Source organism: Saccharospirillum mangrovi (genome assembly GCF_003367315.1).
GTDB classification, from domain to species: Bacteria; Pseudomonadota; Gammaproteobacteria; order Pseudomonadales; family Natronospirillaceae; genus Saccharospirillum; species Saccharospirillum mangrovi.
In genome coordinates, this window is sequence record NZ_CP031415.1 from 1,999,935 (window position 1) to 2,021,933 (window position 21,999).

At 57.7% G+C, this 21,999-nt stretch carries 19 protein-coding genes; 1 reads left to right on the plus strand and 18 read right to left on the minus strand.

Features of this window, described 5'->3' with window-relative positions; all coding sequences use genetic code 11:
- Window positions 1–42 precede the first annotated feature (42 nt).
- On the minus strand, window positions 43–591 hold the full coding sequence (locus tag DW349_RS09630) for a cysteine hydrolase family protein (RefSeq protein ID WP_108125418.1): 549 nt from the start codon (window positions 589–591) through the stop codon (window positions 43–45).
- A gap of 244 nt (window positions 592–835) precedes the next feature.
- Between DW349_RS09630 and DW349_RS09635 the strand changes: the two genes are divergently transcribed.
- Entirely contained in the window at window positions 836–1,330 is a 495-nt protein-coding gene (locus DW349_RS09635; protein ID WP_108125419.1) for a DoxX family protein, read from the plus strand.
- 75 nt (window positions 1,331–1,405) lie between these two features.
- On the opposite strand, the gene DW349_RS09640 is transcribed toward DW349_RS09635, so the two are convergent.
- The 17 genes from DW349_RS09640 to leuC all read right to left on the minus strand — a co-directional run bounded on the left by DW349_RS09640 (window position 1,406) and on the right by leuC (window position 21,906).
- Window positions 1,406–2,857 carry a glyceraldehyde-3-phosphate dehydrogenase gene (locus DW349_RS09640; RefSeq protein ID WP_108125420.1) on the minus strand — a complete coding sequence of 484 codons (1,452 nt, stop codon included), beginning with the start codon at window positions 2,855–2,857 and terminating at the stop codon, window positions 1,406–1,408.
- A gap of 392 nt (window positions 2,858–3,249) precedes the next feature.
- Window positions 3,250–4,863, minus strand: a complete 1,614-nt coding sequence (locus DW349_RS09645) for a diguanylate cyclase (protein ID WP_108125421.1) — start codon at window positions 4,861–4,863, stop codon at window positions 3,250–3,252.
- Window positions 4,864–4,933: 70 nt separating this feature from the next.
- Window positions 4,934–6,130, minus strand: a complete 1,197-nt coding sequence (locus tag DW349_RS09650) for an O-succinylhomoserine sulfhydrylase (RefSeq protein WP_108125422.1) — start codon at window positions 6,128–6,130, stop codon at window positions 4,934–4,936.
- 34 nt (window positions 6,131–6,164) lie between these two features.
- Entirely contained in the window at window positions 6,165–7,685 is a 1,521-nt protein-coding gene (gene purF / locus DW349_RS09655) for an amidophosphoribosyltransferase (protein WP_108125423.1), read from the minus strand.
- A 4-nt stretch (window positions 7,686–7,689) separates the two neighbouring features.
- Window positions 7,690–8,184, minus strand: a complete 495-nt coding sequence (locus DW349_RS09660; RefSeq protein ID WP_108125424.1) for a CvpA family protein — start codon at window positions 8,182–8,184, stop codon at window positions 7,690–7,692.
- A 99-nt stretch (window positions 8,185–8,283) separates the two neighbouring features.
- Window positions 8,284–8,874 (minus strand): SPOR domain-containing protein, encoded by a 591-nt coding sequence (locus DW349_RS09665; protein ID WP_157954326.1) that lies wholly within the window; start codon window positions 8,872–8,874, stop codon window positions 8,284–8,286.
- Between the two features lie 2 nt (window positions 8,875–8,876).
- Window positions 8,877–10,136, minus strand: coding sequence for a bifunctional tetrahydrofolate synthase/dihydrofolate synthase (folC, locus tag DW349_RS09670; protein ID WP_108125426.1), 1,260 nt, complete (start codon window positions 10,134–10,136; stop codon window positions 8,877–8,879).
- Window positions 10,120–10,992 (minus strand): acetyl-CoA carboxylase, carboxyltransferase subunit beta, encoded by an 873-nt coding sequence (accD, locus tag DW349_RS09675; protein WP_108125427.1) that lies wholly within the window; start codon window positions 10,990–10,992, stop codon window positions 10,120–10,122. Before accD ends, folC begins: the two co-directional genes overlap by 17 nt.
- 33 nt (window positions 10,993–11,025) lie before the next feature.
- Window positions 11,026–11,835, minus strand: coding sequence for a tryptophan synthase subunit alpha (trpA, locus tag DW349_RS09680; RefSeq protein ID WP_108125428.1), 810 nt, complete (start codon window positions 11,833–11,835; stop codon window positions 11,026–11,028).
- A gap of 10 nt (window positions 11,836–11,845) precedes the next feature.
- A complete protein-coding gene (trpB, locus tag DW349_RS09685) occupies window positions 11,846–13,069 on the minus strand; it encodes a tryptophan synthase subunit beta (RefSeq protein WP_108125429.1) in 1,224 nt (407 codons plus the stop codon).
- Window positions 13,066–13,704, minus strand: coding sequence for a phosphoribosylanthranilate isomerase (locus DW349_RS09690; RefSeq protein ID WP_108125430.1), 639 nt, complete (start codon window positions 13,702–13,704; stop codon window positions 13,066–13,068). Before DW349_RS09690 ends, trpB begins: the two co-directional genes overlap by 4 nt.
- A 69-nt stretch (window positions 13,705–13,773) precedes the next feature.
- Window positions 13,774–14,619, minus strand: a complete 846-nt coding sequence (gene truA, locus DW349_RS09695; protein WP_108125431.1) for a tRNA pseudouridine(38-40) synthase TruA — start codon at window positions 14,617–14,619, stop codon at window positions 13,774–13,776.
- Window positions 14,620–14,712: 93 nt separating this feature from the next.
- Window positions 14,713–17,130: a FimV/HubP family polar landmark protein gene (locus DW349_RS09700; RefSeq protein ID WP_162824630.1), complete on the minus strand. Its 2,418-nt coding sequence runs from the start codon at window positions 17,128–17,130 to the stop codon at window positions 14,713–14,715.
- A 333-nt stretch (window positions 17,131–17,463) separates the two neighbouring features.
- Window positions 17,464–18,576 (minus strand): aspartate-semialdehyde dehydrogenase, encoded by a 1,113-nt coding sequence (asd, locus tag DW349_RS09705; RefSeq protein WP_108125433.1) that lies wholly within the window; start codon window positions 18,574–18,576, stop codon window positions 17,464–17,466.
- 131 nt (window positions 18,577–18,707) lie between these two features.
- Window positions 18,708–19,790 carry a 3-isopropylmalate dehydrogenase gene (gene leuB / locus DW349_RS09710; RefSeq protein WP_108125434.1) on the minus strand — a complete coding sequence of 361 codons (1,083 nt, stop codon included), beginning with the start codon at window positions 19,788–19,790 and terminating at the stop codon, window positions 18,708–18,710.
- A gap of 38 nt (window positions 19,791–19,828) precedes the next feature.
- Window positions 19,829–20,476 (minus strand): 3-isopropylmalate dehydratase small subunit, encoded by a 648-nt coding sequence (gene leuD / locus DW349_RS09715; protein WP_108125435.1) that lies wholly within the window; start codon window positions 20,474–20,476, stop codon window positions 19,829–19,831.
- Entirely contained in the window at window positions 20,473–21,906 is a 1,434-nt protein-coding gene (leuC, locus tag DW349_RS09720) for a 3-isopropylmalate dehydratase large subunit (protein WP_108125436.1), read from the minus strand. The genes leuD and leuC overlap by 4 nt, the downstream gene beginning before the upstream one ends.
- Between the last annotated feature and the right edge of the window lie 93 nt (window positions 21,907–21,999).

A 21,999-nucleotide genomic window follows, 5' to 3' on the forward strand; every position in this document is an offset into this window, starting at 1 on the left:
TGTCAGCCTAGCAAAGACCCTTCCGGCCCGACAGGCAAACGGCTATTTTTTGATCAGCATTTCATCGGTGCTCCGAACCTGACAAAACTCACCGTGCAAGCTGGCTAAATTGGCTCGGTGCATTTGCTCGGCACTGATGTGAGTGCCATCCGGTGCGGTGCGCTCAAAGGTCGCAGTGCCGTCACCAACCAGGATGACGTCAAACCCCAAGTTAGCCGCCATGCGTACCGACGTGGAGACGCAATGGTCGGTTGTCAGCCCGACTACGACGAGTTGCTCAACGCCCGTCTTGCGCATGTGGGCTTCCAGGTCCGTCCCGATAAAAGCTGAGTTAACGTTCTTGGTGAACAAGGGCTCGCCCGCCAGCGGTAAGACTTCCGGCTTAATGGCATTGCCGGGCAATTCCGGACGCAATGGAGAATCAGGCTCGACCGAATCGTGCCGGACGTGCAACACCGGCCAGCCGTGCATTCGCCAATGCGTCAGCAAGCGCGCCATATTGGCCTCGGCCTGGGGGTTGTTGCGCTCACCGTAGGCCGGGTTATCCAGTCCTTGTTGAACATCGATGATCAAAAGTGCGGCGGCGCTCATTGTTGAGGCTCCTATAAAGTGGCAGTGAACGGCTCAGTATAAGCAGCACACTTTGTCTGGTCATGTTCCGGTCATACGGTTGAAGCCGGGTTCAGCGTCGTTTGAACTGCAATTGTTTGAGGCTAAATTGATGGCTATTGACGCAGGTCAGGTGGCGTCATCGTTACCGTGGTTATTCTGCACTCGAAAAGGTTTCAGACGCGGTGGTTTAACCACCGAGAGTTGAACAAAGGAGGACATCAAAATGATTGGTCAATGGCTTCGTGAAGATCGCAATGCATCCTATCTGTTGGTCGTACTGCGTCTTTGGCTCGGTTACGAATGGTTGATGGCTGGCTGGCACAAACTCGGTGGCTTCGACGCTTCCGGCTTTTTGACTGGCGCTGTGGCAAAAGCGGGCGGTGAACACCCGATGGTTCAAACTTGGTGGGCCAATTTCCTGGAGGCGTTTGCCATCCCGAATGCAGGCCTGTTCAACTTCCTGATTCCCTGGGGCGAAATCGCCGTAGGCCTGGGTTTGATCTTCGGCTGCTTCACTGTTTTGGCGGTGTTTTTTGGCATGGTGATGAACTTTGCGTTCCTGTTCAGTGGCTCAACTAGCAGCAACCCGAACATGCTCATCGTTGAAATCATCGTTCTGTTTGGTGCTGCCAACGCCGGTAAAATTGGCCTGGATCACTGGGTACAACCGTACATCGCTGAGTGGTTTGCGAAACGACGCCAGAAAGCGGCAGCCTGATCGCCACCGCCACTGGATAACAAAGACTCACCTCTGTTTGCCGGCCTGTCAGGCCGGCTTTTTTATGCCCGCGTTTTACAGCTCTTGCGGGTACACCCGGTAATGAATGCCCGCCATGTCCTGAACGGTTCGGATCACCTGCGCGCTGTAGCCGGCTTCGTTGTCGTACCAGACGTACACGATGGCGCGGTTGCCCGTCACGATGGTGGCGCCGCTGTCGACAATGCCGGTTTTGCGATTGCCCACGAAATCCGACGACACCGCTTCCGGTGAATGGGTGTAATCCACCTGTTTGTGCAGATCGGAATAAAGCGACGTCTCGCGCAGGAAATTATTCAGCTCGTCTTTGGTCGTTTCCGATTGCAGGTTCAAGTTCAAAATCGCCATCGAGACATTAGGCGTCGGTACCCGAATGGCATTGCCGGTCAGTTTGCCTTCCAGTTCTGGTAACGCTTTGGCGACCGCCTTGGCGGCCCCGGTTTCGGTCAACACCATGTTCAACGGCGCGCTGCGGCCGCGGCGTTCGCCTTTGTGATAGTTATCGATCAGGTTCTGATCGTTGGTGTAGGAATGCACGGTTTCGACGTGGCCGTTTTCAATGCCGAAACGATCGTTCAGCGCTTTCAGCACTGGGGTAATAGCGTTGGTCGTGCACGACGCGGCCGACACAATAGTGTCGTCGTCTTTAATACTGAGATGGTTGATGCCGTGAACGATGTTTTTGATGTCGCCTTTACCCGGTGCCGTTAACAATACGCGGCTGATGCCGGCGCATTTCAAGTGTTGGCCCAGGCCTTCACGGTCGCGCCATTTGCCGGTGTTGTCGACCAGAATGGCGTCGCGAATGCCGTAACGGGCGTAATCGACCTGCGTCGGATCGTTGGCGTAAATAACCTGAATGGTGGTGCCATTGGCGACCAGACAATTGTTTTCGTGGTCAACGCTGATGGTGCCTTCGAAACTGCCGTGTATGGAATCGCGACGCAGTAAGCTGGCGCGTTTTACCAAGTCGTTATCCGCCCCACCGGGACGCACGACAATGGCGCGCAACCGCAGCGGCGAACCGCCGGCTTTTTCGATCAGGATGCGTGCCAGCAACCGACCAATACGACCGAAGCCATAAAGCACCACATCGCGTGATGCGTTTTCGTCGTTGATGGCGCTGCCTTGCAACTCCGCCAATTCGGCATTCAGAAAATCGCGCAGCGGTATGTCTTTGCCCTGCCGACGGTGCTTGAGCGCCAACTTGCCCACATCGATGTGCGCCGGCGCCAATGGCATTTCATTCAACAACTCCAACACCGCCAAGGTCTCATTCACCGACAATTCATGGCCTTCCACCTGGCGTACAAAGCGGTGTGTTTTCAGCAGCTGAATCACCGATTGGTTGATGATCTGGCGGCCATAAATCGAGGTGATGACTCGGTTCTGACGATACAGCCGGCCGATGATGGGAATCATGGCTTCGGCGAGTGCTTCCTTTTCCTGCCAGCGCAGCAGGGTTTGATCTATGACGGCTGGGTTCACGCGAGCGTTCCTCTGGGTGTCGAGTTGATAGGCAGTCGTTTATTTTTTCCCCGGTGTAACCCCGGGTTTGGCGACAGTCTAACGATGCTCACCTGGGCCTGACGACCAGCTTTGTCAGCCATTTCCTGCCATTTTATTGAGTGCCTAGTCGACACGCTGTCGATTTGGAAATTTATTACAACAAAGCCGGTTTGACGACGTTCAGAGAGAGGAAGCCAGGAATCGAAAACCAATTGCGAATCGCTGTTTGGCAGCGTGAAACGGACATTTCAGCGCTGAAACGACAGCGACTGTTTTGAAAGGAAGTTACGTAACTTTCAGACCGGAAGTAGAAAAAAATAAATTAACTATTTTTTGGAAAATAGCAGCACTTTGGCGAATCAACGGTATTGCTATGAGTTTTGTCCAGCCAGACAGACACGATTTCGACCCGATTTTTTCGCTTGATACAGCGCTTCGTCAGCGGCCTTACTAAGATCGTTTGCCGTATCACCTGGCGACAATTGCGCGATGCCACAACTGAAAGTGACGTTGATGCGTTCTGACTGAGCATCGTGCTGAATCTGCGCAAAACTCTGGCTGACTTTGGTCAATAGCTCACCGGCTTTAGTCAGATCGATGTCGTGCAAAACGACCGCAAATTCTTCGCCGCCATAACGGCCAATGCGATCGGTCAGACGAAAACGCTGGCGCAGAAACAGCGCCAGCGAACGAATAACGCTATCACCCACGGCGTGGCCGAAACGGTCGTTTACGTCTTTGAAGTGATCAATGTCGATCATGGCAAAACACAGATCGCGCTGTTCCGCTTGCGCTTGTTGAATACTGCGTCTGAGTACATCGAGCGTGTTGATGTGATCCAGCAGGCCGGTAAGGCTGTCGCGGATCATCTGTTCTTTCAGGCCGCGATTGCGCTGGCAACGGTTGCGCACCGTCGCCACCAGCATGTCGGGTTCGACCGGCTTGGTGAGAAAATCGTCGCCGCCCTGCGCCATGGCTTCGAGTTGTTTGCGCGTGTCCTGTTCGGCCGACAAATACAGAATCGGCACCACGTCATAACGCCATTGCTGGCGAATCACCTGCGCCAGTTCGATGCCGGTGCAGTGTGGCATGTACATATCCATCAGGATGGCGTCGGGCTGAAACGACTCCAGTGCGTCGAGAATGGTCAGCGGTTCGTCCACTACCTGAGTCAACATACCGGCCTGATTCAACGTCCGCTCGGCAAAGAACGCCTGTGCCGGTGAATCTTCGACAATCAACACCCGATACGGCGGCTCAGAGCGAAAGGCGTAGAGCGCACTCAGTTGTTTGACCAGCAAACCCGCATCCAGCGTGCCTTCCTGAAAAGCGGCGCCTTCGGCGCGCGCGGCGGCCAGGCGCATCTCAATGCTGGGGGTTTGCTGCGAATAGAAATAAATCGGCAGCGCTGGCGATTGGTCGTGCTGAATATCCTGCGCGATGGCGAGGCCAGCCTGATCGAATTCGACATCCATCAGCAACGCGGCCGGTCGCCGATGTTGAACCAGCAGCATCAGAGCTTCACGGTCGGCAACGATCTGGGCGGGAATGCCGAACGAATGCAGATGCTGGCGCAGACTGTCGGCTTGGTTGTCGTCGCTGCAACACAAATAGACCGGCTTGCGGCTATCGATGTTCAGCGCGGCGGCGGAATCGTCGCGGCGCGAGCAACGTTCGGCGAGTCGATGAATGTGTTCGCTGAGCGCTTCCAGCAAATGGCTGGGCGGCGCCTGGTCGCGCCGGGTGCTGGCCAGTAACGCCAGCAGTTGCTCGGCTTCGACGCGGATCGGATGCAGATCGTAGCGCACGGCTAAACTGAGCAGTTTGTCGCAGCGACGCAGAAAATCCTGATGCCAGTCCGGGTTCCACAACACTTCATCCAGCGTGCGCCAGGCGTTGACGACTAGCCGCGCCTGGTCGTGCACACGGCGACTGAAATGCTGGCGCAGTTCGTCGCGTTGTTGAGTGTTGTCGGGAGAGGTCATGCGATCTGACCGTGCCTGTGATGAATGCCGACCGGGTCGCGCGCCGGCCAGCGTGATTGATTGGTTTCGATTAAAGCTGCTTCAGGCCACGCGCCAGATCGTCCTGAATGTCGAGCACATCTTCCAAGCCAACCGCCACACGAATCAGCCCTGGCACAATGCCCGCCGCCAGTTTGTCGGCTTCGCTGACCCGACCGTGAGTGGTGGTAAAGGGATGCGTGATGGTGGTTTTGGTATCACCCAGGTTGGCAGTGATCGACACAATGCGCGTTGCATCAATCACTTTCCACGCAGCTTCCTGCCCGCCTTTAACAACGAAACTGACCACACCGCCAAAACCGCTTTGTTGCTGGCGCGCCAATTCGTGTTGCGGATGGCTGGGCAAGCCGAGGTAATGCACGTGCTCCACCTGCGGCTGGGTGTCGAGCCACTCGGCCAACGCCTGAGCATTGGCACAATGTTGCGCCATGCGCAGCGTCAGCGTCTCCAACCCTTTCAGGAAAATCCAGGCGTTGAACGGGCTCATGGTTGGGCCGGCACTGCGCAGGAAGGCGACGATTTCTTTGATGTCATCTTTGCGGCCCACTACGGCACCGCCCAATGCCCGGCCCTGGCCGTCAATAAACTTGGTTGCCGAATGCACCACCAAATCCGCACCGAGCGACAACGGCTGTTGCAGTGCAGGCGTGCAGAAAACGTTATCGACCACCAGCTTGGCACCGACGCTGTGCGCGAGCTCAGCCAGAGCACGAATGTCGGCCACTTCCATCAACGGGTTCGATGGCGTTTCGACAAAGATTAATTTGGTGTTGTCGGTAATCGCATCGCGCCAGGCACTGAGATCTTTTGGGTCGACGTAACGCGTCGAGACACCAAACTTGCCCAGGTATTTGTTGAACACCACGTTGGTGGCGCCAAAGATCGAACGCGACGACACCACTTCGTCGCCGCTTTGCAAAAACGCCATGCAGACGGAAAAAATTGCCGCCATACCGGAACTGGTGCCGGCACAGGCCTCGCCACCTTCAAGCAACGCCAAACGTTCTTCGAAGGTGCGCACCGTCGGGTTGGTGTAGCGGCTGTAGACGTTGCCTTCGCGCTGATCGGCAAAGGTTTCGGCCATGCTGAGGGCATCGTCAAAAACGTAAGACGAGGTCATGTACAGGGCTTCGGCGTGCTCCATTTCCTGGCCGCGTCGCTGGCCGCCACGTACGGCGCGCGTGGCCGGTCGTGCCTGTTGCAATGCCTGGGTGCGTTCGTCGCTCATGCCCTGCCCTCGCCTGATTTCCGGTTATGCTGCGTCAGTCGTCATTATGCAGATCGACCAAAGCCGATTCATCGTCTTTCTCGCGTTTTTCGGCTTTGCTGGCGTCGTTACGTGCCGCTTCCAAGGCGCTCAGATAGGCTGCGTCGATGTCGCCGGTGATGTATTCACCATTGAAGACCGAGCAATCAAACTGGCGCACGCTGGCTTTGTGGGTTTGCACCGCTTCGCGCAGATCGTCCAGATCCTGATAGATCAATTGGTCGGCGCCGATCAGATCGCGAATTTCTTCGTTGTTGCGACCGTGTGCAATCAGTTCGCTCGCCGCTGGCATGTCGATGCCGTAAACGTTCGGGTAGCGCACTTCCGGTGCGGCCGAAGCGAAGTACACCTTGTTGGCACCGGCGTCGCGCGCCATTTCGATGATTTCGTTACAGGTGGTGCCGCGCACAATGGAATCGTCGACCAGCAACACATTCTTGCCTTTGAATTCCAGGCCGATGGCGTTCAGTTTCTGGCGCACCGATTTCCGCCGTTGCTGCTGACCGGGCATGATGAAAGTCCGGCCGATGTAGCGGTTTTTCATAAAGCCTTCGCGGAAATCGACACCCAACCGATTAGCCAACTGCAATGCCGAGGTGCGGCTGGTGTCCGGAATCGGGATGACGACATCGATGTCGTGGTTCGGCCATTCGCGTTCGATCTTGTCGGCCAAGGCATCGCCCATGCGCATGCGCGCTTTGTAGACTGAAATGCCGTCGATGATCGAATCCGGCCGGGCGAAATACACGAACTCAAAAATGCACGGCACCAACGTCGGGTTCTCTGCGCATTGACGCAAATGCAGTTCGCCAGCCGAATCGATGTACACCGCTTCGCCGGGTTCGACGTCGCGAATCAGTTTGAAACCAAGAACGTCCAGCGCCACGCTTTCTGATGCGACCATGTATTCGGTGGTGCCGGCATCGCTGGTGCGTTCGCCAATCACCAACGGGCGGATGCCGTAAGGGTCGCGGAACGCCACCAGGCCGTAACCGGAAATCATCGCCACGGCGGCATAGGCGCCGCGGCAGCGACGATGCACAGCAGAGACGGCCGAGAAAATATCATCCGCGCCCGGCTGTAATTTGCCCTGCAATTGCAGTTCGTGGGCAAAGACGTTGAGCAGCACTTCGGAGTCGGACGTGGTGTTGACGTGGCGTAAGTCAGAGCGGTACAGCGCGGAATTCAATTCGGCCGAATTGGTCAGGTTGCCGTTGTGCGCCAGCACGATGCCGTAAGGTGAGTTCACATAAAACGGCTGACTTTCAGCAGTACTCGACGAACCCGCCGTCGGATACCGCACGTGGCCGATGCCGATGTTGCCGGTCAAGCGTTGCATGTGGCGCGAGCGAAACACGTCGCGCACCAGGCCATTGCTTTTGCGTAAATAGAACCGGCCTTCGTCTTCGGTGACGATGCCAGCGGCATCCTGACCGCGGTGTTGCAACACCGTCAGCGCGTCATACAGGCGCTGATTTACCGCTGTGTCACTGACAATACCGACAATTCCACACATGCTTTTACGCGCCTCCGCCGACGGAAAGAATGGCGTCCGATGCCTTGTTGATGTATTCGCCGGTCCATTTGATAACCGGTTCGAAATAAGGAACCAGCACTGACTCCTGCCAGAACTGATCCAACGCAAACAGACGTCCCAGTGCCAAAACAGCCACCACGATGACCAGTCCGCGCAGCAAACCAAAGACCACACCCAAGACACGATCGGTGCCGGTCAAACCGGTCAGGCGAACAAATTCACCCAGTAAATGGTTGATCAAAGCGCCAACTACAAGGGTGGCAATAAATAAAACCACAAAAGCTACGGTGTAACGCCAGGCGGGTGATTCGATCAAAGTGCCGAGTAACACAGCGAGTTTGTCGCTGAACAAGCGGGCGATGACCAGGGCAATGATCCAGGTCGCCAGCGACAAAGCTTCGCGGGTAAAACCGCGCTTGATGCTGATCAGAGAGGAAACTAGCAGGATGAGCAGAATGATCCAGTCGATGGCGATCATAGAAGACGATGCAGTGGCCCGGTTGAAGAAGCGCGCATTCTACCAGAGCGCCCGCGGCCTTGTCCCGGCCACAAACGCCTTGTTTCATCGACCATTTGGTCAGGGTTCGTAGCGAACGACCAAGCCTTGCAGCGCGACTTTTTCCTTGATGTCGCTTTTCAATGCCTGCACCGCATCCATGTCGGTTTCCGGACCAACCAATACCTGAGTGAACAGACTGCCGTCGGACAAAATGACTTCATTAACGTAGGTGGTGAATCCCGCTTCGCGCAGTTGATCGCGCAGGGCAGCGGCTTTGGCGCTGTCGCGGAAACTGGCAACCTGCACACTCCAGGCACGTTCGCCGGCGGCAACGGCGGCGCGTTGTTCGGGGGATGCAGTGGGCGTGGGCGTCGCTGCGGTGACGGGCGTTTGCGGTTCTGGTGTCGCCGCAACGGGTTGCTGCGGCTGCGTTTCCACTACCGAGACCACCGGCGCCGGCGGTGTTTGTGGCAGCGTATCCGTGGTTGATTCCGGATTAACTGGTTCGATGTTCAGGTGAGACAGATCGGGACGTTTGGGCTTTGGCGGAATCTGAGTGATTTTTTCCGGCAGGCGACCTTCGCCGTCCAGCACCACCGGCGCAATCAGAAAAATCAAAGCCAGGATTACCAGACCGCCCACCAGGCGCTGCTGAATGCGAACGTCCAACCTCAACCCCACTCAGGTTCAAAAGCGGCCAACGCTTCCAGCGCTTCGGCCACTGTGTAAAAGGAACCGCAAACCAGAACCGGCCGACCGGCCGGATCGTCGAGTGCCGCTTCCAGCGCGGCAGCGACCGAATGATAGCACTGGCCCACCGCGGCTGTCGCCCGGCCGGCCAGCGTCTCGGCCGACAAACCGCGCGGTACAGCCAGACCCGCGAGATACCAACCACCAACGATGGGGTTCAACGCCTGAGTCACGCTTTCGACGTCTTTATCAGCCAGCATGCCAAACACCACCGACCAACGCTCATGACCCAGTCGTTGCGCCAGATAACGAGCGGCATGCGGGTTGTGGCCAACGTCTAACACCACGCGACGACCGGCAACGGTCAGCGTTTGCATGCGACCGGGTATCGACACCTGATTGACGGCGCGTTCGGCGTCGGCGGGCGACACTTCAAACGGCGATAACGCAAACGCCTGCAACGCCGCTGCCTGGTTGGCCCGGGGCACGGTAGCTCGTAAGCGACCTTCCGGCAGTCGGCTGCCGCGCCACCACAGGCCGGTATCATCCGCGCCATGTTCCGCACCGAAGGGGAAAAGCTGTGCGCCCACTGCCTTGGCCGTTTCCTGTACCGACATTGGCAGCTCGGCTGAACCAAGCACCGCCGGTTGGCCGGCACGAAACACCCCGGCTTTTTCACGGCCAATCTGTTCCAGATCGTCACCGAGGAAGGCTTGATGATCACGATCAACCGTAGTCAACACGCTGATATCGGCATCGACCAGATTGACCGCATCGAGCCGCCCTCCGAGCCCAATCTCCAATACCCAGACGTCCAGGTCTGCGTCGTTGAACAACACGAAGGCGGCCAGGGTGGTGAATTCGAAATAGGTCAGGCTGACATCGCCACGCGCGGCTTCGACCTGCTCAAAGGCACGAATCAGATCATCATCGGACGCCATGTCCTGGTTAATGACGACGCGTTCGTTGAAGCGATGCAAATGCGGCGAGGTATAGAGACCAACACTGAGACCCGCTACCCGCGACAATTGATGCAAGGTCGCACAGGTGGAGCCTTTGCCGTTGGTACCGGCGACGGTGAAGACGAAGGGGCGGTTGCGCTCGTCGCGACTCAGCGGCAGGTTAAGCCGGTCCGCGACGAGGCGGACACGGTCCAGACCCATGTCGATGGTCTGGCCGTGCAGGTGCTCAAGGTAGTCGAGCCAGGTAAATAGGCTGGCGCCCTCAGGCGGCTTTGGCATGGGTCAGCATACGCAACAACCGGGCGATGCGTTCGCGCATTTCATGACGATGCAGGATGAGATCGATCGCGCCTTTGTCCATCAGGAACTCGGAGCGCTGGAAACCTTCCGGCAACTGCTCGCGCACGGTCTGCTCAATCACACGCGGGCCGGCAAAACCGATCAGCGCATTCGGTTCGGCAATGTTGACGTCGCCCAGCAACGCCAAAGATGCCGACACCCCGCCAAAACACGGATCCAGCATGACCGATACATAAGGCACGCCGTCTTCGTGCAGTTTCTCAATCGCCGCTGAGGTTTTCGCCATTTGCATCAGCGAGAACAGCGCCTCCTGCATGCGGGCACCACCGGAGGTAGCGAAGCAGATGAAGGGGATTTTTTCGTCGCGGGCCGCTTGCGCTGCCTGCACGAATTTCTCACCGACCACCGAACCCATGGAGCCGCCCATGAAGTTGAAGTCGAACGCGGCAACGACCACCGGCAAACCTTCCACGGTGCCTTTGACGGTAATCAGAGCGTCGTTCTCACCGGTGCTTTTCTGTGCGCCGGCCAGGCGGTCTTTGTAGCGTTTACCGTCTTTGAACTTCAGGCGATCCACCGGTTTGACGTTAGCCGCCAGTTCCATGCGGCCGTTTTCATCCAGGAACAAATCAATACGGCGACGGGCACCAATGCGCATGTGGTGTTCACACTTGGGGCACACGTCCTGATTGCGTTCCAACTCCGGCCGATACAACACAGCGCCACACTTGGGGCACTTCTTCCACAGCCCTTCCGGGATATTGGATTTAGCGTTCGGACCTGATGAAGACGAACGAATCAAAGACGGAACAATTTTATCCAGCCAGCTGCTCATGCTTGCCTCTTCCTCAAATGCTCAATGATCTCATTATGGGCGATCCATGGCGGAACGCATATCACCCAGCAACTGAGACACTTGTGAAGAAATTTCATCGGCACCCTTCGATTGCTGCGCTTCAACGATGCGAACCAACGCAGAACCGACGATGACACCGCTCGCTACTTTGGCGACACGCGCGGCGGTTTCGCCATCGCTGATGCCGAAGCCGACGCATATTGGCAAATCGGTGTGCTGACGCATCCAGTCGAGCTTCTGTTCCACTTCTTCGACATTCAACGTTTTGGCGCCGGTGATGCCTTTCAGTGACACGTAATAAATCCAGCCGGTGGCTCGCTCGACAATGGCATTGAACCGCTCGTGCGTGGTGGTTGGCGTGACCAGATAGATCAAATCCAGACCAGCCGCCTTGGCAAGCGGCACCAGGCCTCCGCCTTCCTCCGGCGGCATGTCGACCATCAAGAGGCCATCGACACCGGCTTCGGCGGCAAGGCCGACAAAGGCTTCGTAACCCATCCATTCGACCGGGTTCAAATAGCCCATTAACACCACTGGCGTCTCGCTGTTGGTACGCCGGAACTCAGTGACAATCTGCAAGGTTTTACGCAGCGTCATGCCGTTTCCCAGTGCGCGTTCGTTCGCCAACTGGATAGCAGGGCCATCGGCCATCGGGTCGGAAAACGGCATGCCCAGTTCAATAACATCGGCACCCGCTTCGACCAGGGCGTGCATCAGCGGTAGCGTGACGTCCGGGCGCGGGTCGCCGGCGGTAACAAAGGGAATCAGGGCCTTGCGGCCCTGGCTGTTCAGTCGATCGAAGGTAGCGGCAATGCGACTCATGGCAGTCTCCTCAGATCGACAGGCCGTCAAGGGCGGCCACGGTGTGTACGTCTTTATCACCGCGACCAGAAAGGTTCACGATGATGCGTTTGCCTTTGCCCAGCTCGACCGCCAGCTTCTTGGCATAAGCCACGGCATGCGACGATTCCAGCGCCGGCATAATACCTTCGGTACGCGTCAGCTCGCGGAAGGCATCCAGCGCTTCGTCGTCAGTAGCGGCGACGTACTGCGCCCGGCCGCTGTCTTTCAACCAGGCGTGCTCGGGGCCAACGCCCGGATAATCCAAGCCTGCTGACACCGAATGCGTGCCCATAATCTGGCCGTCGTCGTCCGCCATGATGTAGGTGCGGTTGCCGTGCAGTACGCCCGGGCGACCTTTGCTCAACGGTGCGGCATGTTCGTTGCCCGACAAACCACGACCGCCGGCTTCGACGCCATACATGGCGACGCCTTTATCATTGAGAAATTCCCAGAACAGACCGATGGCATTCGAACCACCACCGACACAGGCAACCAGCGCATCCGGCAAGGCACCGGCCTGTTCCTGAATCTGACGGCGCGCTTCGCGACCGATGATTGAGTTGAAATCGCGCACCAGGGTCGGGTACGGGTGCGGCCCGGCCACGGTGCCGATGATGTAGTAGGTGTTGTCGACGTTGGTGACCCAATCGCGCATGGCTTCATTCATGGCGTCTTTCAGCGTCTGGGTGCCGGAGGTGACCGGAATGACCGTCGCGCCCAGCATGCGCATGCGATAGACATTCAGCTTTTGCCGCTCGACGTCTTCAGCGCCCATATACACCACGCACTCCAGGCCCAGACGGGCAGCGACGGTTGCCGTCGCCACGCCGTGCTGACCGGCGCCGGTTTCGGCAATGACGCGCGGCTTGCCGCTGTATTTGGCGAGCAGCGCCTGGCCGATGGTGTTGTTCACCTTGTGCGCGCCGGTGTGGTTCAAATCCTCACGCTTGAGGTAGATGTCCGCCCCGCCCCATTTCTGAGTCAACCGTTCGGCGAAATACAGCGGCGATGGCCGGCCAACGTAATGCGCCAGGTCTTTATCGAACTCGGCGCGAAAATCGGGATCGTCCTTCAGCTTGGTGTACATGGCGGACAGTTCGTCCAGCGCATCCATCAAAGTTTCGGAGGCAAACCGGCCACCGTAAGGGCCAAAATGACCGGTGGCATCCGGGTAGGTGTGGTAGTCGGTTACGTTATCTTGTTGATTGCTCATGCGATGTCTCTTTGCGAATCGGCCAGGCGCACCTGGCGGACAAAATCGGTCATTTTCTCGGCGGACTTAATGCCCTTACTGGCTTCGATGCCACCACTGACATCGACACCCAGCGGCTGCACCTGTCGCACCGCTTCGGCGACGTTGGCCGGGGTCAAACCACCGGCCAGAATGATGCGGCTTCGCCATCGCTCGGGAATCAGATTCCAATTAAACGTTTCACCAGTGCCGCCCGGTTCGCCCGCTTTGTAGGCATCGAGCAACAAAGAGTTGGCGGCGCTGTAGGTATCGAGGTCGGTCGCCAGTTGGTCGGCGTCACGCACGCGCAGGGCTTTCATCCAGGGGCGACCAAAGGCGGCGCAAAATTCTGGCGGCTCTTCGCCGTGAAACTGCAGCACATCGAGTTGTACTTCCGCCAAAACGGATTCCACTTCGTCGATGGTTGGATTCACAAACAGGCCTACGCGGGTGCAGAACGCACCGGCGGCGGCGGCCAGCGGAGCGGCATTGGCGGCAGAAATGGCACGGGGGCTGGGCGGATAAAATACCAGACCGATGGCGTCGGCGCCGAGCCGGTCCGCCAGGACGACCTCGTCGATCTGTTTCAGGCCACAAAGTTTGATACGCGTGCGCATAGGAAATCCGCCCTCAGGGCCGTTCAGTGTAACAAAGCCCCTGTGACGCCCCAACATGAAATCGCCATTTTAGACAGGGTCCAGCCCAGGAAATCCATCCAGAAAAGCGGGGCCGGCGTCACGCTGAGGTAAGTCATCGCGATCATAATTGGCGCGCACAAAATACAGGCCGGCGCCGGGCGCGGTCACGCCGCCCTGGTTGCGGTCGCGCGTTTCCAAAACGTCACGCGCCCACTCCACCGGTTGGTCGCCACGGCCGATGGCCAACAAGACCCCCATGATGTTGCGCACCATGTGATGCAAAAAACCATTGGCCCGCGCCTGCAAAACGATCAATCGCCCTTGCTGCACCAGCGTCAATTCACGCACTTCTTTTACCGGCGACTTGGCCTGACATTCGGCCGCGCGAAAGGCAGAAAAATCGTGTTCGCCAATTAAAAATTGCGCCGCTTGCTGCATGCGTTTCAGATTCAGCGGCATACGCTCCCAGGTCATGCCGTCGCGCAGAATGCCGGCTGGAATGGGCGCGTTGTAAACGACAAACCGATAAGCCCGTTCACGCGCTGCAAAGCGAGCGTGAAAGGTGGTGTCGACGATTTTGGCCCATTGCACGCTGATGTCGCGCGGCAAACGGGTGTTGGTGCCGACGGTCCAGCCATATTCCTTGCGCACGCTGTGAGTATCGAAATGAATCACCTGATTGCTGGCGTGCACACCGGCATCGGTGCGGCCGGCGACGATCAAATCCACCGGATGATTGGCAACACTGGAAATGGCCTCGGTCAACGCGCCCTGCACGGTTGGCAAATTGGATTTCTGAATCTGCCAGCCGTAGTAATCGGTACCGCGATATTCCACACCCATGGCGATGCGAAATCGGTGTTCGTCGTTTTGAAAAGGAAAAATCTCAGTCATGCACACTCCGACCCGCCTTAACTCAGAGGGTCTGTTCAAACAAAAACGCCGCTCCAAAGAGCGGCGCATTCTAGCGGAATCAGCCAGCCGGGTTTAGAGCCGATCCATCAGTTCCTGGGCCTGACGTTTCTGATCGTCATTGCCTTCGGTCAGCACTTCCTCAAGGATGTCGCGGGCGCCTTCGGCGTCTTCCATTTCCATGTAGGCGCGCGCCAGATCGAGCTTGGTGCTGGCTTCGTCGGCGCCGGACAAGAAATCGTATTCGTCCTCTTCCAGTTCGGCACCGGCCGGAATGGCAACTTCGTCATCGTCGTTCCAATCCGGCAAGGATGAATCCGCCGGGCCGCTGATGTCGACGGCGTCAAGATCGTAATCCGCCGCGTCGGTGTCGAGCACCGGCGGTTCGCCATCGTCCAACTCGTCCAGTTCATCGGTGGTTTCGGTACCGGCATCGTCGTCGGTGTCCGCTTCCACGTCCGGGGCCGTCGTTTCTGCCGCCGCCGGCATTAACTCGTCATCTTCTTCGGCTTCCAGACCCAGATCACTCAGATCAAAGTCCAGACCGCCACTGGTTTCTTCGTCGTCGTCTTCCAGCTCATCACTAACGTCGAGATCGTCCAGCGACAGATCGAAACCTTCGTCACCTTCGCCAGCCAGATCGTCTTCACTATCTGCTTCGACCGCTGTCTTGGTCGGCACTTCTTCAAGGTCGGCCGCGTCCAAATCATCGACGGGTAAGGCGTCTTCGTCGGAATCCGTTTCCAGTTCGAGATCGTCCAGGCCATCGTCGCTATCGATATCAAAGCCGCCCAGTACATCCGAGTCACTGTCGGACTCTTCGTCAAAGTCACCTTCTGTCATCCGGTCGCGCATGGCTTCGGCCATGGCACGCTCTTCGGCCGTCAATGGCAGGCGTTCGGACAGATCGTCGAAGGCGTCGAGATCATCACTGGCGGCGTACACCTCCAGCAGTTTCAAACCCAGATCGCTGCGCGCCGGGGCGTCATACAACCACGGCTGCAACACTTCCTCGGCACGCTCGTAATTGTGGTACGCCATGTACATTTCGGCTTCGCGAATAGCTTCATCGACGGCTGAATCCAGACCGTCGGAGTCGAGCAAGTCGTCGCCTTCGTCAACCTCCATTGAGTCCAGATCGACATCGTCATGGCGTTGCGAGCGACGCACCAGACCGGCAATGAACGATGGCAATGCCACCACAAACAAGGCCGCAGCGACGGCGATGGCGGTGTTCAACGGCGTTGCCATTACCCAGTCCATGACCGGCGCCATCAGGTCGATGAATTCCTGCCACAAAATGGCGTATTGCTGCTTGATAACTTCCCAGTCAAACAGACTGGATTCGTCTTCGGCGGCCGCGTCATCCAACTCGGCCAGCTCCGCTTGCAACGCTGCGGTATCGCCGCCTTGCAGATTCAGCATGCGTTGCATGATGGCCAGCTGTTCTTCCAACTCAGCCAGACGCGCTTCCATGGCCTGGCTTTCGCGTTCGAACTGATCGTTCAACTCGCCAGCGATGGCCAATTCATTTTGCAGACGCTCGATCTCGCGATTGTCGCTGACATCGCCACCGGCACTGCTGCCTTCGGTATCGGCGTCGTTGGAGACTTCCAGATAACCGTCCGGATTGCGTTCGGCTTCGCCCTGCGGCAACGCCGAACTGGTGGATTCGGTGGCAGACAACTGCACGTCAGCCGGCTGTCGGCCGTTGGTGGTCAAGCCGATCCGAACGTTCTGCTGACCGACTTCGCTGATCGCCTGACGGCTTGAACGAGCGGCAATCTGCGCTTGGGTCGGCAAGGTCAACACCGCACCGGTTTTGATGCGGTTGATGTTGTTGTCCAGGAAGGCGTCCGGATTTAAATCCTGAATCGCCAGCATCACTTGCTGCGGCAGGTAACCGGTACCCGCATCAACCGACAGTGCAATCTCCCACAGCGTATCGGCACGCTGTACCTGATAGCGGCGCGGTGCCGGAGCTTGGGCTTGGGCTTGGGCTTGGGCTGGAGATTGAGTTGTAGCCGGAGCAGAAGAAGTCGTTGCAGCGGCACTGCTGGCTGGCTCGACGCTGCGGGTTTGATCCGCCGCGGCGGTATCGAACACCGGCGGGTCGAGCAGCAGGGTGTATTCCTTGAGCAAACGACCGCCCGGCCAATTCACTTCCACCAGGAAGTTCAGGAAGGGTTCGCGAACGGCTTGGCTGGTGCTCAGCTGAATGACCAGACCGCCATCGGCGGCAGGCTGCACATCAAAGCGAATGTTGGACAGGAAAAAGTCGCGCTCAACACCGGCTTGTTCAAATGCCAGCCGGCTGGCGAGCGTCGGAAGGATTTCGTTGGCACTGAGATCGCTGGGCTCAAGCAATTGGATGCGCGCATCCAGCGGTTCATTCAGATTGGAATTCAGTTCGATGTCACCCAAGCCCAGAGCTTGAGCGCTACCAATCAAAGCCAGCGCTGCCAGAAACGCAAGCGCCTGTTTCTTGAACATCATCCTTCCTCTATCCCTTTACCCTGACATCAATGCCCGACCGGACCCGATTGTGAGAACAGGCATGAGCCCAGAGCGACATCAGGTACTTTAAATTCGAAAGCGGGATTGTTTGCGGTTCGACAGCCGCGACTAAATCCGTTGCTGAAATAGACTTACGAAAATCCGGGCAAGTATTAAGGATAAACGCTCATTTCGCAACAGAGGCCCGGCTGGTGCGGGTTGCGGCCAATTTTTGCCGCTTAAACAAAAAGGCGACCATCAAGGTCGCCTTTTGCATCGGCTTAAGGTTATTCGGGGTTAAAACCGTTCGAATACTCAGCCGTTTGGACGTTAAATTCGCCCGGTCAGAATTGCCAGCATCCGGCGTAACGGCTCAGCCGCGCCCCACAACAACTGGTCGCCGACAGTAAAGGCGTTCAGATATTCGCCGCCCATCGCCAGCTTACGCAAACGGCCAACCGGAATGTTCATGGTGCCGGTGACCTTGGCAGGCGTGAGTTCGGCCATGCTCAGTTCGCGATCGTTCGGTACCACCTTCACCCAATCGTTAGCGCCGGCAATGATACTTTCCAGATCCGACAGCGGTACGTCACGACGCAGCTTCAACGTCACCGCCTGGCTGTGGCAACGCATCGAACTGATGCGCACACAGGTGCCATCAATCGGAATCGGGCTGTTACTGCGACCCAGAATTTTGTTGGCTTCGGCCTGAGCTTTCCACTCTTCCTTGCTCTGACCAGACGGCAATGCTTTGTCGATCCAGGGAATCAGACTGCCGGCCAGCGGCACGCCAAACTGCTCGGACGGATAGTCATCGCTGCGAATAAAATCGGCAACAGCACGATCCAGTTCCAGAATCGCCGAGGCCGGATCGGCCAGGTACGGTTCGGCAACTTTGTGCACCGCGCCCATCTGTTGCAGCAGTTCGCGCATGTGGCGCGCACCCGAACCGGATGCGGCCTGATAAGTGTGCGGCGATGCCCACTCAACCAGATTTTCCTGAAACAAACCGCCCAGGCCCATCAACATCAAACTGACGGTGCAGTTGCCACCAACAAAGGTTTTAGTGCCGTTTTCCACGGCGCGATCGATGACCGACCGGTTAACCGGATCCAGCACAATAACGGCATCGTCAGTCATGCGCAGCGTAGAGGCTGCATCAATCCAGTAACCGCTCCAGCCGGTATCGCGCAGCGGCTGATACACCGCCTGGGTGTAATCACCGCCCTGACAGGTAATGATGGCATCGCAACTGGCGAGCGCTTCAATGTTGTTGGCATCCAGCAATTCGCTGGCACCCTGACCAACGTCCGGCCCAAGTTGTCCGGCCTGGCTGGTGCTGAAAAAGACCGGTTCGATGTTGGCGAAATCGCCTTCATCCTGCATGCGTTGCATCAGCACGGAACCCACCATGCCGCGCCAACCCACTATCCCAACTCTCATCCCGACTGTCATAGTCACCTCTATTTTTTGCATCAGCCGCTGTGCACCTAGGCACAACGACTGGCATTCATGGCAGGCCCGATGCGCAATCGGTGCCCGTGGTCCGGCTCATCCGAACCCTGGCCGTCTGTTTAGAGCGCGGCAACCACCGCATCACCCATGGCTTGTGTCGACACGGCCGTTTCGCCCTGGCTGGCGATGTCGGCGGTGCGCAAGCCCTGATCAAGCACCCGGCTGACCGCGTCTTCAATGCGCTGCGCCGCCGTTGCTGCGTCCAGCGAATAGCGCAACATCATGGCGACGGACAAAATGGTCGCCAGCGGATTTGCCTTGCCAGTGCCGGCGATGTCGGGCGCGCTGCCGTGAATCGGCTCGTACATGCCCTGCCCGTTTTCGTTCAGTGACGCAGACGGCAACATGCCAATGGAACCGGTCAGCATGGCGGCGCAGTCGGACAAAATGTCGCCGAACATATTGCCGGTCACCATCACATCGAACTGCTTCGGCGCCCGCACCAGCTGCATGGCGGCGTTGTCGACGTACAGGTGCGACAACTCGACATCCGGGTACTCTTTGGCCAGATCGTTCATGATATTGCGCCACAAAACCGTCACTTCAAGGACGTTGGCTTTATCCACCGAACACAGTCGCTTGTTGCGTTTTTGTGCCGCTTCAAACGCAACGCGACCGATGCGACGGATTTCCGATTCGGCATAACGGTAGGTGTTAAAACCTTCGCGTTCACCATTGGCGTTGATGTGTTCGCCGCGCGGTTCGCCGAAATAAATGCCGCCGGTTAATTCGCGCACGATCAATAAATCCAGGCCAGCAACAACTTCGGGTTTCAACGTCGATGCGCTTGCTAATTGCGGGTACAAAATCGCCGGGCGCAAATTGCCAAACAGACCCAGCTCCGACCGCAAACCCAACAGGCCTTTTTCCGGTCGCCTGGCCATTTCCAGGCCATCCCATTTCGGCCCACCCACGGCACCCAACAACACAGCGTCGGCCGCTTTGGCTTTAGCCAGGGTTTCCGCCGGCAGCGGGCCGCCAGTGGCATCAATGGCGGCACCGCCGACCAGGGCATGATCCAGGTTCAGGTTCAGTTGTTCTTTGTCGGCAACAGTGCGCAATACGCGCTCGGCCTGTTCGATAATTTCCGGACCAATACCGTCGCCCGGCAGGATTAAAACGTTCTGTTCAGCGGCACTCATTGCAGTCTCTCAATGCTGTTTTTATCGCGATTTTTTTATCAGTGGATCTGACCAAAAACCCATGGCGCTTCTTTGGCACGACGCTCTTCGTAAGCACGAATCGCATCGGCGTTTTCCAGGGTCAAACCGATGTCGTCCAGACCATTAATCAGGCAGTGTTTGCGGAACGTATCGACCGCGAATTCAAAGCGATCGCCATCGGGCGTCGTCACGCTTTGTTCGGCTAAATCAACCGTCAATCGATAGCCTTCATTAGCCGCCAAGGCCTGGAACAGCCGATCCACCACCGCTTCGTCAAGAACAATCGGCAGCACGCCATTCTTGAAACAGTTGTTGTAAAAAATGTCGGCAAAACTCGGCGCAATAATGACGCGGAAACCATAATCTTCGAGCGCCCAGGGCGCGTGTTCGCGACTGGAACCGCAACCGAAATTGCGTCGCGCCAACAACACTTCGGCGCCCTGATAACGCGGTTGGTTCAACGCAAAATCCGGGTTCAGCGGGCGCTTGGAATTGTCCATGCCCGGTTGGCCTTCATCCAGATAACGCAATTCATCAAACAGGTTCGGGCCAAAACCGGAACGCTTGATCGATTTCAAAAATTGCTTGGGAATAATCATGTCGGTATCGACGTTGGCGCGATCCATTGGCGCGACCAACCCTTCAATGCGCGTAAAAGCTTTCATGCGGCTTGACCCTCCCAAGTACGAATATCGACAAAATGACCGGCGATAGCCGCCGCAGCCGCCATGGCCGGGCTGACCAGATGCGTGCGACCGCCAAAGCCCTGCCGGCCTTCAAAGTTGCGGTTTGAAGTGGACGCGCAATGCTCGCCCGCGCCGAGTTTGTCGGCGTTCATCGCCAGGCACATCGAGCAACCCGGTTCACGCCACTCGAAACCAGCGTCGAGGAAAATGCGGTCCAAACCTTCGGCTTCGGCCTGGCGTTTCACCAAACCCGAGCCCGGCACGACCAGCGCCTGCTTCAAACTGGCCGAAACTTTTTTGCCTTTCACGACTGCGGCCGCGGCGCGCAAATCTTCGATGCGCGAGTTGGTGCATGAGCCGATAAACACGCGGTCCAACTGAATGCTGTCAATCGACTGATCGGCTTGCAGCCCCATGTATTCCAGCGCGCGTTCGATGCCTTTGCGGCTGTCTTCGTCGGCTTGCTGCGCCGGGTTGGGCACGCGGGCGTTGATGCCAACCACCATTTCCGGCGAGGTACCCCAGGACACCTGCGGCTCGATGTCGGCAGCGTTCAATTCAATGTCGGCGTCAAACACCGCATCGTCGTCGCTGACCAGATCGCGCCAGGCGGCTGCGGCCTGATCCCAAAGTTCGCCTTTGGGCGCAAACGGCCGACCGTTGAAGTAATCCAAAGTAACGTCGTCAACCGCGACCATGCCCGCACGGGCGCCGGCCTCAATCGCCATGTTGCACACCGTCATACGGCCTTCCATCGACAGCGACCGAATGGCGCTACCAGCAAACTCGACGGCGTACCCGGTGCCACCGGCCGTACCAATCTGGCCGATGATGTACAGCACTACGTCTTTGGCAGTAACGCCGGCACCCAATTCGCCTTCGACCCGGATGCGCATGTTTTTCATCTTGCGCTGAATCAGACACTGAGTCGCCAGCACGTGCTCGACTTCAGAAGTACCGATGCCGAACGCCAACGAACCCATGGCGCCGTGGGTGGAGGTATGCGAATCACCACAGACGATGGTCATACCCGGCAAAGTCGCGCCCTGCTCCGGGCCAACCACGTGAACGATGCCCTGCTCGGCGGCGTTCATGTCGAACTTGCGTACGCCAAAGTCGGCGCAGTTGGTGTCGAGCGTCTTCACCTGAATGCGGGAAATTTCGTCTTTGATGCCGTCGACACCGGCCAGACGCTCACCCGCTTCGGTGGCGACATTGTGATCCGGCGTTGCCAGGTTTGTGTCCAGCCGCCAGGGTTGGCGGCCGGCCAGACGCAGGCCTTCAAACGCCTGCGGCGAGGTGACTTCGTGCAGCAACTGGCGGTCGATGTAGATCAACGCCGTGCCGTCGTCGCGTTCGGAGACGAGGTGGGCGTTCCAGAGTTTGTCGTAAAGCGTTTTGCCGGCCATGGGGAGTCCTCTCATTGCACGGGGATGCACCACTCGGTTGCGATGGGCGAAGCAACCACGGGCGCTGTGAGCATGGAAGGGATTTTATTTGGA

Bases quoted from the DNA above. Each gene is read 5' to 3' on its own strand.
- DW349_RS09660 (WP_108125424.1), bottom strand. From the start codon at position 8,184: ATGATCGCCATCGACTGGATCATTCTGCTCATCCTGCTAGTTTCCTCT.
- accD (WP_108125427.1), bottom strand. From the start codon at position 10,992: ATGAGCAGCTGGCTGGATAAAATTGTTCCGTCTTTGATTCGTTCGTCT.
- leuB (WP_108125434.1), bottom strand. From the start codon at position 19,790: ATGAGTGCCGCTGAACAGAACGTTTTAATCCTGCCGGGCGACGGTATT.
- DW349_RS09635 (WP_108125419.1), top strand. From the start codon at position 836: ATGATTGGTCAATGGCTTCGTGAAGATCGCAATGCATCCTATCTGTTG.
- leuC (WP_108125436.1), bottom strand. From the start codon at position 21,906: ATGGCCGGCAAAACGCTTTACGACAAACTCTGGAACGCCCACCTCGTC.
- DW349_RS09650 (WP_108125422.1), bottom strand. From the start codon at position 6,130: ATGAGCGACGAACGCACCCAGGCATTGCAACAGGCACGACCGGCCACG.
- trpB (WP_108125429.1), bottom strand. From the start codon at position 13,069: ATGAGCAATCAACAAGATAACGTAACCGACTACCACACCTACCCGGAT.
- asd (WP_108125433.1), bottom strand. From the start codon at position 18,576: ATGAGAGTTGGGATAGTGGGTTGGCGCGGCATGGTGGGTTCCGTGCTG.
- truA (WP_108125431.1), bottom strand. From the start codon at position 14,619: ATGACTGAGATTTTTCCTTTTCAAAACGACGAACACCGATTTCGCATC.
- DW349_RS09700 (WP_162824630.1), bottom strand. From the start codon at position 17,130: ATGTTCAAGAAACAGGCGCTTGCGTTTCTGGCAGCGCTGGCTTTGATT.
- leuD (WP_108125435.1), bottom strand. From the start codon at position 20,476: ATGAAAGCTTTTACGCGCATTGAAGGGTTGGTCGCGCCAATGGATCGC.
- DW349_RS09645 (WP_108125421.1), bottom strand. From the start codon at position 4,863: ATGACCTCTCCCGACAACACTCAACAACGCGACGAACTGCGCCAGCAT.
- folC (WP_108125426.1), bottom strand. From the start codon at position 10,136: ATGCCAAAGCCGCCTGAGGGCGCCAGCCTATTTACCTGGCTCGACTAC.
- DW349_RS09630 (WP_108125418.1), bottom strand. From the start codon at position 591: ATGAGCGCCGCCGCACTTTTGATCATCGATGTTCAACAAGGACTGGAT.
- trpA (WP_108125428.1), bottom strand. From the start codon at position 11,835: ATGAGTCGCATTGCCGCTACCTTCGATCGACTGAACAGCCAGGGCCGC.
- DW349_RS09690 (WP_108125430.1), bottom strand. From the start codon at position 13,704: ATGCGCACGCGTATCAAACTTTGTGGCCTGAAACAGATCGACGAGGTC.
- purF (WP_108125423.1), bottom strand. From the start codon at position 7,685: ATGTGTGGAATTGTCGGTATTGTCAGTGACACAGCGGTAAATCAGCGC.